Annotated in this window: 16 protein-coding genes; 7 read left to right on the top strand and 9 right to left on the bottom strand. The window is 67.9% G+C overall.

Features of this window, described 5'->3' with window-relative positions; translation table 11 throughout:
* The first annotated feature begins 165 nt into the window (after positions 1 to 165).
* Positions 166 to 1,521, top strand: coding sequence for a Glu/Leu/Phe/Val dehydrogenase (locus M3M54_RS15400; RefSeq protein ID WP_249019906.1), 1,356 nt, complete (start codon positions 166 to 168; stop codon positions 1,519 to 1,521).
* Complete coding sequence (gene hutU / locus M3M54_RS15395; RefSeq protein ID WP_249019905.1) at positions 1,518 to 3,176, top strand: urocanate hydratase; 1,659 nt, start codon at positions 1,518 to 1,520, stop codon at positions 3,174 to 3,176. Before M3M54_RS15400 ends, hutU begins: the two co-directional genes overlap by 4 nt.
* Before the next feature lie 13 nt (positions 3,177 to 3,189).
* On the opposite strand, the gene M3M54_RS15390 is transcribed toward hutU, so the two are convergent.
* Positions 3,190 to 4,245 carry a Gfo/Idh/MocA family oxidoreductase gene (locus M3M54_RS15390; RefSeq protein ID WP_249019904.1) on the bottom strand — a complete coding sequence of 352 codons (1,056 nt, stop codon included), beginning with the start codon at positions 4,243 to 4,245 and terminating at the stop codon, positions 3,190 to 3,192.
* 31 nt (positions 4,246 to 4,276) lie between these two features.
* Positions 4,277 to 4,528, bottom strand: coding sequence for a hypothetical protein (locus M3M54_RS15385; protein WP_249019903.1), 252 nt, complete (start codon positions 4,526 to 4,528; stop codon positions 4,277 to 4,279).
* Between the two features lie 140 nt (positions 4,529 to 4,668).
* On the opposite strand from M3M54_RS15385, the gene M3M54_RS15380 reads away from it, so the two are divergent.
* Positions 4,669 to 5,421, top strand: coding sequence for a class I SAM-dependent methyltransferase (locus M3M54_RS15380; RefSeq protein ID WP_249019902.1), 753 nt, complete (start codon positions 4,669 to 4,671; stop codon positions 5,419 to 5,421).
* 8 nt (positions 5,422 to 5,429) lie between these two features.
* Here the strand turns inward: M3M54_RS15380 and M3M54_RS15375 are convergent, their stop codons facing one another.
* A complete protein-coding gene (locus tag M3M54_RS15375) occupies positions 5,430 to 5,783 on the bottom strand; it encodes a helix-turn-helix transcriptional regulator (RefSeq protein ID WP_249019901.1) in 354 nt (117 codons plus the stop codon).
* Between the two features lie 164 nt (positions 5,784 to 5,947).
* Here M3M54_RS15375 and M3M54_RS17095 point away from each other — a divergent pair, with 164 nt between their 5' ends.
* Positions 5,948 to 6,133, top strand: a complete 186-nt coding sequence (locus tag M3M54_RS17095; protein WP_371878603.1) for a hypothetical protein — start codon at positions 5,948 to 5,950, stop codon at positions 6,131 to 6,133.
* 156 nt (positions 6,134 to 6,289) lie between these two features.
* On the opposite strand, the gene M3M54_RS15370 is transcribed toward M3M54_RS17095, so the two are convergent.
* Together M3M54_RS15370 and M3M54_RS15365 are read right to left on the bottom strand one after the other, a co-directional pair.
* A complete protein-coding gene (locus M3M54_RS15370; RefSeq protein WP_249019900.1) occupies positions 6,290 to 6,445 on the bottom strand; it encodes a hypothetical protein in 156 nt (51 codons plus the stop codon).
* A gap of 4 nt (positions 6,446 to 6,449) precedes the next feature.
* On the bottom strand, positions 6,450 to 7,895 hold the full coding sequence (locus M3M54_RS15365; protein WP_249019899.1) for an NAD(P)/FAD-dependent oxidoreductase: 1,446 nt from the start codon (positions 7,893 to 7,895) through the stop codon (positions 6,450 to 6,452).
* A 245-nt stretch (positions 7,896 to 8,140) separates the two neighbouring features.
* On the opposite strand from M3M54_RS15365, the gene M3M54_RS15360 reads away from it, so the two are divergent.
* The 3 genes from M3M54_RS15360 (at position 8,141) to M3M54_RS15350 (ending at position 11,534) form a co-directional block, all read left to right on the top strand.
* The gene (locus M3M54_RS15360; protein WP_249019898.1) at positions 8,141 to 9,910 is read left to right on the top strand and encodes an FAD-dependent oxidoreductase; all 1,770 of its coding nucleotides are present in this window, start codon (positions 8,141 to 8,143) and stop codon (positions 9,908 to 9,910) included.
* 5 nt (positions 9,911 to 9,915) lie between these two features.
* Complete coding sequence (locus M3M54_RS15355) at positions 9,916 to 10,200, top strand: metal-sensitive transcriptional regulator (protein ID WP_249019897.1); 285 nt, start codon at positions 9,916 to 9,918, stop codon at positions 10,198 to 10,200.
* Between the two features lie 872 nt (positions 10,201 to 11,072).
* Positions 11,073 to 11,534 (top strand): GNAT family N-acetyltransferase, encoded by a 462-nt coding sequence (locus M3M54_RS15350; protein ID WP_249019896.1) that lies wholly within the window; start codon positions 11,073 to 11,075, stop codon positions 11,532 to 11,534.
* Positions 11,535 to 11,700: 166 nt separating this feature from the next.
* On the opposite strand, the gene M3M54_RS15345 is transcribed toward M3M54_RS15350, so the two are convergent.
* From M3M54_RS15345 to M3M54_RS15330, 4 genes are all read right to left on the bottom strand, one after another.
* Positions 11,701 to 12,093: a PIN domain-containing protein gene (locus M3M54_RS15345; RefSeq protein ID WP_249019895.1), complete on the bottom strand. Its 393-nt coding sequence runs from the start codon at positions 12,091 to 12,093 to the stop codon at positions 11,701 to 11,703.
* Positions 12,081 to 12,302 carry an AbrB/MazE/SpoVT family DNA-binding domain-containing protein gene (locus M3M54_RS15340; protein WP_249019894.1) on the bottom strand — a complete coding sequence of 74 codons (222 nt, stop codon included), beginning with the start codon at positions 12,300 to 12,302 and terminating at the stop codon, positions 12,081 to 12,083. Before M3M54_RS15340 ends, M3M54_RS15345 begins: the two co-directional genes overlap by 13 nt.
* Positions 12,303 to 12,687: 385 nt before the next feature.
* Positions 12,688 to 12,957 (bottom strand): DUF2442 domain-containing protein, encoded by a 270-nt coding sequence (locus tag M3M54_RS15335; protein ID WP_249019893.1) that lies wholly within the window; start codon positions 12,955 to 12,957, stop codon positions 12,688 to 12,690.
* A 10-nt stretch (positions 12,958 to 12,967) separates the two neighbouring features.
* Complete coding sequence (locus M3M54_RS15330; protein ID WP_249019892.1) at positions 12,968 to 13,231, bottom strand: DUF4160 domain-containing protein; 264 nt, start codon at positions 13,229 to 13,231, stop codon at positions 12,968 to 12,970.
* Positions 13,232 to 14,051 lie beyond the last annotated feature (820 nt).

The following is a 14,051-nucleotide window of genomic DNA, read 5'->3' as shown; positions in this document are numbered from 1 at the left end:
GATTCTACAGAAACTGTACAGAGTCTACACAACTACAGCGACGCCGCCGGCGGCTCACGCCAGCGGAAGGCGTATGGTCCCTGAGGTCACAAGCAGCTGGCGGCAACAAGGACAACGAGGAGGAGAGCGGATGCCTGATCTGGCGACGAGCGAAGGGTGGCGGCGATGAGCTCGACGGCTTTGGAAGACGACTCGGTGCCCGGCCAAGCAGCGGCGCGGCCGGGCGGAAGGACGGCCGGAGAGGCGCGCTTTGACGACGTGCCGCTCGGCGAGGAGTGGCACTCGCCGCTGTACGCCATGGCATGCCGCCAGTTCGCGCGGGCCGCGGACGTGCTCGCGCTGGAGGACGAGCTGCGCACCCGGCTGCTCGAGCCGCGGCGCTCGCTGGTCTGCAACTTCCCGGCGCGGATGGACAACGGCGAGGTGATCAACTACACCGGCTACCGCGTGCAGCACACACTGGCGATGGGGCCGACCAAGGGCGGCCTGCGCTTCGCGCCCGACCTCGGCTTCGGCGAGTGCGCGGCACTGGCGATGTGGATGACCTGGAAGTGCTCGCTGGCGGGGCTGCCGTTCGGTGGCGCCAAGGGCGGCGTGCGCTGCGACCCCCACGCGCTATCGGCCGGCGAGATGGAGCGGATCACGCGGCGCTACACCGCCGAGCTGTTGCCGATCGTGGGACCGGACATGGACATCCCCGCACCGGACATGGGCACCAGCGAGCGCGAGATGGCCTGGTTCTACGACACCTACTCGCAGTCGGTCGGCTACTCCGTGCCGGCGGTTGTGACCGGCAAGCCGGTGGCGCTCGGCGGCACCATCGGGCGCCACGACGCGACCGGCCTGGGGGTCGTCTTCTCGATCGAGAGCGCCTTTGAGGAGCTCGGCTGGTCGCTGCCTGAGTCGAGCTTCGTCGTTCAGGGCTTCGGCAACGTCGGCTCCGTGGCGGCGCGCGAGCTGCACGCCCGCGGGGGCAAGGTGGTCGCGGTCTCAGACATCCGCGGCGCGATCGCCAACCCGCACGGGCTTGACATACCGGCGGTGCTGCGCTGGGTGGATGAGCACTACTACCTCGAGGGCTTCCCGGACGCCGAGCCGGTCAGCGGCGAGGCGATGCTCGAGCTCGACTGCGACGTGCTGGTGCCCGCTGCGCGCGAGGAGCAGATCACCGAGCGCAACGCCGACCGGCTGAAGTGCAAGCTGGTGGTGGAGGGCGCAAACGGCCCGACCACGCCGGCCGCCGACCGCATCCTGAGCGACCGGGGGATCAGCGTCGTGCCGGACATCCTGGCCAACTCGGGCGGTGTGATAGTCAGCTACTTCGAGTGGGTGCAGAGCCACCAGAAGTACAGCTGGCAGGCGCTCGAGGTGCAGGAGCGGCTGCGCACGCAGATGCGCTCCGCCTACGACCGTGTGCGGGGCGCCGCCGTCGAGCTGGGGGTCGACAACCGCACCGCCGCACTGGCGAGCGCGATCACGCATGTCTCGGAGGCCGCGAAGCTGCGGGCGATCTACCCATGAGCGCGTCCATCAGTGGGGCGGGCTCACCCCCGCGCTGCCGCGGCTGGCAGCAGGAGGCGGCGCTGGCGATGCTCGAGAACAACCTGCACCCCGACGTCGCGGAGAACCCGGCGGAGCTGATCGTCTACGGCGGCATCGGCAAGGCGGCGCGCAACCAGGAGTGCCTTGAGGCGATCAAGCGCGAGCTGACGGTGCTCGCCGACGACCAGACGCTGCTTGTGCAATCCGGCAAGCCGGTGGCTGTGTTTGAGACCCACGAGCGCGCGCCGCGCGTGCTGATCGCCAACTCAAACCTGGTTGGTGAGTGGGCCAACTGGGAGACCTTCCGCGAGCTCGACGCCGCCGGGCTGATGATGTACGGGCAGATGACCGCGGGCTCGTGGATCTACATCGGCTCCCAGGGGATCCTGCAGGGCACGTATGAGACCTTCGCGGCGGCGGCGCGCAAGCGCTTCGGCGGAGACCTGACAGGACGCCTGGTGGTGACGGCCGGGCTGGGCGGCATGGGCGGCGCCCAGCCGCTTGCGATCACGATGTGCGGCGGCACGGCGCTCTGCATCGAGACCGACCTGCAGCGCATCGAGCGGCGCATCCAGACCGGCTACCTGGACGAGCGCGCCGCCGACCTGGACGACGCGCTTGACCGGCTGGCGGCGGCGGCGCGTGAGCGCCGTGCGCTATCGATCGGGCTGCTGGGCAACGCCGCCGAGGTGCTGCCCGAGCTGGTGCGCCGGGCGGTTCCGGTTGACGTGGTGACCGACCAGACCTCCGCGCACGACCCCCTGAACGGCTACATCCCGGCGGGGCTGACGATGGAGCAGGCCGAGGTGCTGCGTGGGTCAGACCCGGACGAGTACCTGAAGCGCGTGGGTGAGTCGGTGCTCGCGCACGTCGGCGCGATCCGCGCGCTGCAGGCCGCCGGGGCGGAGGCCTTCGATTACGGCAACGCGCTGCGCGGGCTCGCCTTCGAGCACGGTGACCGCGACGCGTTCTCCTACCCCGGGTTTGTGCCCGCCTACATCCGGCCGCTGTTCTGCGAGGGCAAGGGGCCGTTTCGCTGGGTGGCGCTCTCCGGCGACCCGGCCGACATCCACGCCACCGACGAGGCGATCCTCGAGCTCTTCGGCGAGCAGGAGCACATCGCCCGCTGGATCCGCCTGGCGCGCGAGAAGGTGCATTTTCAGGGCCTGCCGGCGCGGATCTGCTGGCTTGGCTACGGCGAGCGCCACCTGGCGGGCCTGCGCTTCAACGAGATGGTCGCCTCCGGTGAGCTGCACGGCCCGATCGTGATCGGGCGCGACCACCTGGACACCGGTTCGGTCGCCTCCCCGCAGCGCGAGACCGAGTCGATGCTCGACGGCTCAGACGCCGTCGCGGACTGGCCGATCCTCAACGCGCTGCTCAACACCGCCTGCGGCGCCAGCTGGGTGTCGGTGCACCAGGGTGGCGGGGTGGGCATGGGCAAGTCGATCCACGCCGGACAGGTTGTGGTTGCCGACGGCAGCCCGCTGGCTGCCGATCGGCTCCGGCGCGTACTGCTCGCCGACCCCGGTCTGGGGGTGGTCCGCCACGCCGACGCGGGCTATGAGCGCGCCGCCGAGGTGGCCCGGGCGGGCGCGATCAGGATGCCGATGCTGGGCGGCGAGCCGGCGTAGGCGGCGCGCGACCTCAGTCGAGTGAGACAACCTGACGTGCGGCGGCGCTGCGCCGCGCGGCCTCGATCACGATCAACGCCGCGACCGCGTCATGCGGGTCGACCGGAACCGGCCCCTGGCCGTCCAGCGCCAGCGCGAGTTGCTCGTAGAAGCGCTGCCAGGCACCCCGCTCGGGCGTCAGCGGCACGCTGCGCTCGCCTGCTATCAGCCGCGGGTGCGCGTGCGCGGGCTCGACGCCCCAGTCGGCTGCGGTGTCCGGTCGCTGTCCCGCGCGCAGACGGTCCTCCTGCGAGTCGAGCTCGCGCACGATCAGTGCCGCGTCGCTACCGAGCACCCGCAGGCGCGGCCCGGGCGCGGCCGTCACAGCGGAGGCACGCAGGTGGCTGATCGTTCCTGAGCGATGCGTCAGGGCGAGGAAAAGATCGTCGTCGGCGGGTGTGCCACGCACGTTTGCGATCTCCGCATACACCTCTGAAACCGGACCAAAGTGCTGTAGCGCCTGGTCCACCAGGTGGCTGCCGAGATCCAACAGCAGCCCGCCGCCCTGAGCAGGCGCGCTGCGCTCGCGCCAGGCTTCGAGACGGGCCTGCGGCCGCCAGCGTTCAAAGCGAGACTCGTAGCGCAGAACCCGGCCGAGCGCACCGTCGGCCAGCAGCCGCGCCAGGGTCAGCTGGTCTGAGTCCCAGCGGCGGTTCTGAAAGACGGTGAGCAGAACCCCGCGCGCCTGCGCGTGCGCCACCAGCGCTCGCGCCTCGCCGGCGCTGGGCGCAAGCGGCTTGTCCACGACCGTGGCCAGCCCAAGGTCGATCGCGCGCATCGCCAGCTCCACGTGCGAGTCATTGGCGCTGGCGATGACCACGCCGTCAAGCTCCTCAGCTATCCCCCATAGCGCGTCGCTGCTCGCAAGCAGCCGCGCCTCGGGATGGTCGCGACGGGCCTGAGCCTGGCGCTGCGCGTTGGAGGTCACGATCGCCGCGACGCCGAGCCCCGGGGTAGCCGTGATCAGCGGTGCGTGGAAGACGCTGCCCGCCAGTCCGTAGCCGATGATCGCAACCCGCCGCTCAGGCACAGCCCGAGCTTACCTGGCGTGAAAGTCGGCTTCAGCGGCTCTGGGTCGCCAGCGCGTAGGCGTAGGGATGGTGAAAGACCTCAAGCGGCGACTGGTCGCGCCTGACGGGAACCGAGAACGCCTCGCCAGTGCGCCTGTCTTCCACGCGCACGAAGACCAGGTCGTCGGCCTCGCACCACAAAAGCGCCACGTCCAGTCCGTCCACCGAGCGGGTGTGCAGCTCCCGCACCGGGCGCTCGCTTGGTGGCCGTGGCCTGCGGGTCTCTGGTGCTGTGGTGTTCATCGCTCGGGCTCGTCGCTTGCGGGTGGCTTGGGGCTATATCTGTATGGATCGGCAGCGAGGCCGGGGGTGATGAGTCCTCCGAGGACCGGCCGACGCACAAACGGCGAGGGCCGTATGTGGCCCCTGTAGGCTGGCGTGCGATGTCGCGCCTGAACGATCCGGCCGCGGTCACCCGCGAGTACGCAACCGAAGTGGGGCTCGCGACCCGGCGATCGCTCTACGAGGGCCTCGAGGGCGAGGACATGAAGGAGCTGCTGGCGCAGGCGGTTCTCGCTCTGAGGCCCAGCTCGGTGCTCGAGATCGGGCCCGGCCGTGGCGAGCTCGGGCAGCGTCTCGTCGAGGCAGGCGTCTCAGACTACCGGGCGGTCGATATCTCACCCCGGATGGTGCAGCTCGTCCGCGCCCGCGGCCTGAGCGCGCAGGTTGCCGACGTGCAGGCGCTGCCATACGGCGACGGGGTGATCGCCTGCGTTGTGGCGGCCTGGATGCTCTACCACGTTCCTGATCTCGACCGCGCCCTGGCGGAGATCGCACGGGTCCTCGAGCCTGGCGGGTCACTGGTCGCGGTCACCAACAGCGAGCAGCACCTGCGCGAGCTCTGGTCGCTTGTCGGTGCAGATCGCTTCGAGCTTCCTTTCTCTGCCGAGAACGGAGAGGCCACGTTGCTCCGACACTTCGCCGCGGTCAGCGCCAGGCCCGTGGAGGCGTGGCTGACGCTGCCCGACACAGACGCCGCGCGCCGCTACATCAGCGCCTCGCCGTCACGCGCGCACCTGACCACAGCGCTCCCAGACCTGCCCGGCCCGCTGCGGGTCGGCTCACGCACCTGCCTGTTTATCGCGACCCGGCCTCAGCGCGCCGAGAGCGCCGGCTCGCTCGGGCATATCGGTTAGGCGAGTGCTCAGGACGGCAGCTTGAGGATCGACTCCATATCCGAAAGCTGGCGGCGAATACCGCCGCAAACCTGGTCACAGAGGTCGAACACGCTGTCATCGGTGATCGCATACACGACGCTCGTGCCACGCTTGGAGCGCGTCACCATCCCCGCGCCATGCAGAATCCCGAGGTGCTTTGAGACGTTCTGCTGAGAGGCGCCGAGCGACTGCTGGAGCTCGCCGACAGTGGCCTCCCCCTCGCGCAGCAGATCGAGCAGCCGGATGCGCATCGGCTCGCCGAGCACACGAAAGCGCTGGGCGACGAGGTCGACCAGCGGCTCGGACAGCGGGGTGGGCGGAAGCGTTCGGGCTGCAGTCACGCCTCACACGCTAGCACAAGCACTCGGTTGTGAATGTGAGCCAGCTGTCCGATGGCAGCGACCACTGGCCTCGCCAGCCGCCCACGCCGGCTACCACTACAACGTTGTATAGTTCACGGCGGTCGGCCCTGCGGCCGCCCGCATCCCACGACAAGGAGCAACAGATGTGTCGAGCAGTTACCTGCAAGCAGTGCGGCAAGACAACCTGGGCTGGCTGCGGCCAACACGTCGAGCAGGTCAGGCGTTCAGTGCCGGCATCACAGTGGTGCCCGGGTCACCCCAAGCAGCCCTCCTCCCGCAGCGGCCTCTTCGGTCGTATGTTCGGAGCCGCCGGCAAGGCTTCAAACTGACACAGCGGTGCTGTGCCAGTCCCACAGGCTCGCGCCCAAACGAGCGCGGTGGGACTGGCACAGACGAGCGGTGAGCAAGTCGCGCCGCTCACGCGAGCGGCGCCAGCCGGGGATTATCCGAGCGCTCCGACGCGTCGAGGACCGGTCGTTGGACGGCTAGTCGTGATGCCCCATTGCGCGATGCCCGCGCCTGATGATGTCGATCATCTTCAGGTTGATGACCGCAAAGCGCCAGATCTGCAAGGGCAGAAACGTGCGTTGAAAGACGGTGAAGCGTGTGGGCTTGGGCGCGTAACGAGCCTGATCATCCATCTCTTTACTCCGGTATACGGTGCCAGCCGGGCAGGAGCCTGGCCTTGTAGAGGAACATGTGGTGCAGCAGTATCTTGATCCAGTGTCCCGCCAGACCGATCTCACCGAAGGTGAGATCCATGTCGCGCCCATACTCCGGGTAGCGCTCGTGGTCAGGAACGATCGGGTAGACGATCATCGACGCGGCGGTCCCGGTGAAGGGATTGGCGCCGGCCGATGCGACACAGGCGGCCCCCATCTCGGCGATGGACGCCTCGTTGGTGGGCGCCGGGGCACCGCCGATCATGTCCACGATCGAGCGAGCCACGACCTTGCCGATTGTCGCCGACGGCTGACCGGTGCGCGGCGGGGCCGGCGTGATGACGGTGCCGTTCGGGCTGGTGCGTGGCACGGAGATCTGGTGCGGCGGCGCAAACGCGATACCGGCAGCGAAGATGTTGGGGTAGGCGGGAGACTGATAGGTCCGCGGCCAGTCAGCGGCCTTCCACTCCGTGTAAGGCTTCTGGCTGTAGTCCGCGTCGACACGCATGAACTCGCTGGGCAGGAATAGGCGGTCAGTTATGTCTGCGCCGTCCCGCCCGTAGGCCTTGAGCCCGACCCCGCTGAAGGGCGGTAGCAGCATCGCGAAATCAAACTCGCGCTCGGCGCTGACACCGTCGAGGGTCTCGTAATGGAGGCGGTCCTCCTCCACCTTCTGGACGTGGGCACGCGTGATCCAGTCGATCCCCCGCTCCGCGAAGAGCGAGCCGTTGAAGGTGCTGGACGGGATCACATAGCCCTTGTGGCGGATGTGCATGCCGCCCATCCCAAAGTCGCCGAGCTCGTATTCGTTGGTCAGCCAGGTGATGTCGGCACGATCACGCACACCGTGACGGCGCAGCTCGAACTCGAGGTTGACTATGTATTCAAAGGCCGCGCCTTCGCAGGTGCAGGTTCCATGGCCGGCGCCAACGATGAACTTCCGCCGCTCGCCGCGGCGCATGCGCTCGATCTCCTCGTTGAAGCTCTGGGCGGCAAGGCTGGCGTGATCGGGCGTGCAGACCGACATGCTGTGGCCGTCCTCCGGCCCCAGACCCTCCGTCTTGTCAAACCGCAGGGCCGGACCGGTGGCGTTTATCAGAAACTCGTAGGGCACCTTGTGAACCTTGCCGTCCGCGGCGACCGCGGTCACATACGGCGTCTGCGACTGCGCGTCGCCCTCCGGGTGGATCGACTGCGCGGCGGCCAGCACGAACTCAATGCCGGCGCGCTCATAGATGGGTGCAAGCGGAACCACCACCTTGGACGGCTTCATCAAGCCGACACCAACCCAGATGTTTGACGGGACCCAGTTGTAGTCGGGTCGCGGCGAGATCACCGTGACGGTGTCCCCCTTGCCGAGCCAGCGTCGCGCGAAGGCGGCTGCGGTATGGCCGGACACGCCGGCGCCGAGCACCACGACGCGACTCACGACATCCGCCCGATCGGTTCAGTTGCGGCTCCTGTGTTCATCTTGCCTCGCACTCCCGGTTGATCCTGCTCACTCATCCAGTACGTCGTTGGCCGGGTCGCGGCCTGCTGGCCACGCCGATCGCTGAACGTAGCGTATCGCACAATATCACCTCTTGTTAGTTGTGTGCTTGTAAGTGGGCCCTCTTCGTGGCTTGCAAATGGCCGGACTTGCACGCCGATACCCCATGGGGTATGCTCACCACCATGACCCATGCACAAGCACACAGTAGTAAAAGCGTTGATGCAGCCGAGGCGCCCCTTGGCCCCAACCGGATCGTCGTCGTGGGCGGCACCGCGGCCGGCATGAGTGCCGCTGCACGGGCACGTCGCCACAGCGAAAAAGCTGAAATCATCGTCCTCGAGCGCCAGCGCCACGTGTCGTCAGCAAGCTGCGCGCTTCCCTACTACGTGGGGGGCGAGATCGAGGACCCAGACGAGCTGACCGTGCACACGCCAGAGACGCTGCGCGCGTCACTGAACCTCGACATCCGCACGGAGCACGAGGTCACGGCCCTTGACGCCGAGCGGCGTGTCGTTGAGGTGATCACACCCAATGGCGCCGAGGAGATCGGCTACGACGAGTTGATCGTCGCGGTCGGCACCGAGACCGCTCGGCCACCCATCCCGGGCCTCGAGCACCCCCGCGTACAGACTCTGCGTACCGTTGACGACGCGCTGAGGGTCTACGAAACGCTGGCTGACGGCCACACCTCCGAGGGCCTTCCCAGGCACTGGCGCCCGCTGGTGCTGGGCGCGGGCTTCATCGGCGTTGAGATCGCCGAGGCCTTTGCGCTGCGCGACCTGCCGGTCACCCTGGTCGAGGCCGCGTCGCACGTGCTGCCGCCGCTCGACGAGGAGACGGCCGCCGTCGCCGCCGACGCGCTGCGCGGGCTCGGCGTCGACCTGCGGGTCGGGCTCACCGCCGAACGCATCGAGCACGGCGAAGACGACAGCGTGATCGAGTTCTCCGACGGGTCCGCGCTCAGCACCGATCTGATCATCCTCGCCACCGGCGTGCGGCCGGCCACCTCGCTGTTTGTCGCGGCCGGCATCGCCGACCAGCGTGGATCGCTGATCACCGACGAGCGCGGTCGCACAAATCTGCCCCACGTCTGGGCGGTCGGCGACGCCGTGCTGGCATCCGACGCGACCAGCGGGGAGCGTCGGATGGTCGCGCTCGCGGGGCCCGCAAACCGCGCCGGCCGGATGGTCGCCGACAACATCTTCGGCTTCCAGACGCGGCCACTGCCGCCGGCGGTCGGAACTGCGATCGCGCGCATCGGCGAGCTCACCGTGGCCAGCACCGGCGCCAACCGCCGGACCCTGCAGGCCGCCGAGATCCCCTATGTGACAGCGCACCTGCACCCCAGACATCACGCCTCCTACTTCCCGGGCGCGGAGGTCATGCACATGCTGCTGCACTTCCACCGCGAGAGCGGGCAGCTGCTCGGCGCCCAGGTGGTGGGCAGGGCCGGCGTCGACAAGCGCACCGATGTGCTCGCCACCGCAATCCGGGCCGGGATGACCGCGATTGACCTGGTGGAGCTCGACCTGGCCTACTCACCGCCGTACGGGTCGGCGAAGGATCCCGTGAACCTCGCGGGCATGGTCGGAGCCAACCTGCTCGACGGGACCCTGGCCCCGACCTACGCTCAGGACCTCCGCGAGGGCGACGATGGTCGCTTCCTGCTCGATGTGCGCTCGCGTGGGGAGTTCGCCTCCGGCCACCTGCCGGGCGCGGTGAACATCCCCCACACCGAGCTGCGCGAGCACATCAACGAGGTGCGCGAAATGGCGGGCGACAGGGCCGTCGTCGTCATCTGCGCGTCCGGCCTGCGCTCCTACTTCGCCCACCGCGTTCTGCGCATCGCCGGCCTTGACGCCACCAGCCTGTCCGGTGGCCTGACGACATACCGGCATGTGCACGGCTCGTTGAGCGCGCACGAAGCAAGCCCGCGGAGGCTCGCGGCATGACACCCTTGCCGGTCTCGGACAGCACGCCACAGAGCCAGACCCTCGCGCGCCACCATCAGATCGTCAACCGCCTGCGCCGCGCCCAAGGTCAGCTTGACGCCGTCATCCGCGCCGTCGAGGCCAACGAGCCCTGCGACGAGGTGGTCACGCAGCTGTCGGCCGTGCTGCACGCTATCGAACGGGCCGGCTTCAAGGTGGTCGCCGAAGCCATGCACGAGTGTGTGCGCAGCGGCTCCGGCGACGGCCCCGATCTTGACGAGCTGGAACGCCTGTTCCTCCGGCTCGCGTAGACAAACCCACAACCAAACCACACGACAGAAACGAGAGAACCATGTGTCAGGCAGTCAGGTGCAACGTTTGCGGCAAGATCACCTGGGCCGGCTGCGGCCAGCACGTCGACGAGGTGATGCGCAACGTCCCCGCGTCGCAGCGCTGCCAAGGCCACAGCGCCAGGGAACACGCCGCCGCGTCCGCCGCTCGTCGCTGAACGGGGGACCAAGTGCTGGGCCGGTGAGGCCAGAGTGGGCCTGCACCGGCTCAGCGCCCGGGGGGTCGAGGCACCGCGGAGTGAGCAGCTGAAGGCGTTGCCGACATCGAAGGCGTCACCCGGCCCGGTGGCGCGCCATGACCACCACGGTGTCAATGAGCCGCACACCGCCCAGAAGTTGGTCACCATGAGCACCCGGTCCTCGGAACCGCCACAAACACCTGTTACACCACTTCTACCGCCTCGACGGCAGCAACTCCGCCACGGCCACGCCAGCCGGCTGGCCCTGCGGCCGCGCCTGTCTGCGGCGGCGCATTGCGTGGCGACGCCTGCTCGGGCCACGGCCATGGCGAATACTCAAAGCACTCGCCTGCAAAGCAACCCTGTTGGAACACAGGCCAGCCGCAGTGCTGAAGGCCGCGACCGCGCGGCAGGATAGCCCAACCGTGGCGAACCGCTCGCGACACATACCTCTGGCGTGGGGAGTGCTTTTCGATCGTTGCGATATTGCCCGGGACGGCTGGGCGACGGATACGCTTAGCGCGGGATGTCAGACACGGTCATCGTCCGGGCCTGCGCCAAGCGGTGCCGGACGAACCTATCGGCGGGGATAGAGAAGCTGAGTCGGCCGCCGTCGTCCCAGGAGACGAAGTGAGTCGCGGCACTCGCGTCTGCGTGCGAGACATCACTACGCCGACGCCCGACGAGATCGAAGCTCTTGCAGAAATCTTCGATCGGTACCGCTTTCACTACGGCGAAGCTTCTGATGTCTCACGGTCACGGGACTGGCTGGAGCAGAACATCAACGCGCGACGCTTACGCGCATTCGTGGCAGAGGACGGGAGGAGCTTCGTCGGATTTGCGATGACCATGGAAGTTCCCGCGTCGTTGCGGCTTGCGCACTTCTGGCAAATCAGAGACCTGTTCGTCCTCTCGCGGCACCGGCGCCTCGGAGTTGGCCGTGCCCTCCTCGCTGCCGTCCGAGCGGCCGCGACGGCGTCGGGCGCTCTGCGGCTTGTATTGCAGACCGAGGAAGACAACGAGGCTGCTCTGCGGCTCTACGCTGACAGCGGCTACACGCTGAATAAAGGCTATGCCTCGCTGATGTTGACGCTCGGCGAGGCAGGCGAGTTGTAGCCGGACTGCCGAGCCCGGCAACCTCACGGAGGCGCACGACGGCTCTCAGGCCGGAACGGCGACTGTTCGAAGGGGTCAAAAGCACTCGTGCGCCGGCCCGACGATTCAGTTAGCGCATTGCCACGATTCCGCAACCGGCGCGGAAGACAGCACCGGCGCTTGCCGGTCAGCCGCCGCGCTGCGCTTGTCTGCTGATCCGCTTGAGCTTCCTGTCGAGTGTGAGAAGGTCCGCGTCGCTGACGAGCGCAGTGGCGAGTGACATCGCGTCGGGCAGGCGCAGCGACGCGTGCTCGGCACGGAGTTCCGCGGCTCGGCGAGCGACCGCCCGGTCCGCGATGACGAGCCGAACACCAGCCGCGTCAAGGAAACCATCCACCGTCGCGGCGCTTCCTTGCTGCAGAGGTCGAACAATCACCTCGGCGTAGACCGTCGCGCCGATCAGTAACTCGGCGCCGGCGGTCAGTCGCGGGCGGAGCTCTTCCACGGCGCGCGCGTGCTGTGCGTCCCCGGACTCCAGAAACGCGATCAGCAGATCAGCATCGAGCGCTACGCGCGCCACTGGTCCCGAAGCTGGTCCAGGTAGCCGGGCGGGTAGGTCCCGGCCGGCAGGCTCCCGGCGTACCGCTCGATTACGTCTTCGGCGCGCTCGACCTCGATGCGACCACGGCCGACGACGCGGATCACGACCTCATCACCGGCCTCAAGGCCCGCATCTTCGAGCACCCGGACAGGCAGCGTCACCTGATGCTTGCTGGACACCTTGCTCATCCTTTACCAGTCTACCAATCAGTAAAGCGGCGGCGCGGGTCCTGCTCTGCCACTCCCGCACGCATCGTGAACACGCGCTGCTGAGTTGCGCTCTGCGCGGCAAGCAGGCCACTCGCTGACTATCGCTCTTGTGATCGCGCGCCCGCAACAGCGACTTGTGCCTTGGCGACCAGGCACGCGTCCGGTTTTGGCGAATACGGGGGCTCTCGTGAGACGGCGGACGAGACGTGCTTTCGTGTTGGCACCGGCAGCGCTCGGCACAGCGTCCCGGCCGGATCAGGGAAGCGAGGTGGCCTTTGGGTTAGAGCGGTCCGACGGCCGACAGCGGAAGACCGGCACCGACGGCTCAAGCTGGTGGGTGGCTGCGCGACGCGACGCGACCCAATTAGGCAGCGGTCAGCGCGTGGGCTCGTGCTGCCTCATAGAGCGGCTCCGGCGCCCAGTCCAACTCGTCCGCCGGCCAGTACAGGGCTCCGTCGAGCACGGTGACGGCTGCGAACCGGGCGGGATCCTTCAGCGGCGCGAACACGCCGTCCCAGGGATCGTCTTGGAACGACACGTCGCCGACGGTGCCGTCCTCGAACAGCAACCGCAGCTTGTGATCGCCGATCACGGCGACGCCCTTGATCAACCAGGCTGGACATGTGTTGGGCATGCTTTGAATGCTAGGTCAAGGGGTCGATCTGATCCAATGGCTGGCGGGCACGCGCCAGCTCCCAGTTGCGTTCGAGTTCGGCTTGGTGAAGCAGCGTCCACTCGAGAACGAACCGCGCTGATCGGGCCGGCAGAGCACCTTCGATGAGTGTGCCGTCAAACGCGACCGACGCCTCAGCGTCACCGTACCGGGCGTGGAAGTGCGGAACCTGGTGAGCACCTTCGTTCCAATACATAGAGATCACGATCCCGAAGAACGAGCAGATGCGTAGCATCCACCAATACTCACGGCGCTGTCGGTCGGATTCGGGAAGGCCTCCTGACCAGCGCGAGCCGTGTTGAGGCGGACCGCAACACCAAACACGGTCGTCGAGCCAGCGGCGTCTGCGATCGCGCCGCGCAGCTGGTAGGTGCCGCACGGTTCGTCGCGCGGGTTGCGCGTTCGTGGCAAAGCACCATTCTCGATTCGGTTCGCTCTCTGCTTCTGCGTCGGCTTGTAGAGTCGACGGCATGAGACGTTCCGGTGGAGTAATCCGCGCGGGAGGATGGCTTGCGGCAACGGCGGCCGCCGCGTTGACATCCGGGTTAGCAGGAGCGCACACGAAGGGCACGGCTGGCTGGTGTCGGGCGAAACAGCTGTCCCTTCTCGGTGCCACCGGTCCGCGAAGCGTGCAGGTCCAAGCCGGTGGGGCGGTGCTCTGGTTCCTGCAGACGGCACCACGGCGCGCCCTCGTGCATGGTTGAGAGCCGGTTGACCTTGCTCAGCGACCGTGCCGCAAGCGGGGCGTCAGTAAAGCTGCATAGCTACCACAGCGCCGTCTTCGAAGGTGGAACGCAGCCCCTCGTGTTGCGTGAATCTCAGCGCGCCTTTGTGGAACTCTGGTACGCATCGCCTGCGACTCTGAACGGTGGCCGAGGTTGCCACGACAACGTCGTGCTCACGTTCGGTCTATCGGATGGACGGGGGACGCTCTCCGTTCGGCCACCCGACAGCATCGCCCAGTGTCCAGGCTCGCTGGGGATCTCCCGGACCATCAGCTCAGCAAGGTTCGTTCAGTTCATTCAGAAGTAGAACCCGCGGGAAGCCGCAGGCGC

The sequence above is a fragment of the Conexibacter sp. S30A1 genome, assembly GCF_023330665.1.
Taxonomy (GTDB): Bacteria; Actinomycetota; Thermoleophilia; order Solirubrobacterales; family Solirubrobacteraceae; genus Palsa-465.
The sequence above is the reverse complement of the archived record's forward strand: the minus strand, read 5'-3'. Positions and strand labels throughout refer to the sequence as shown.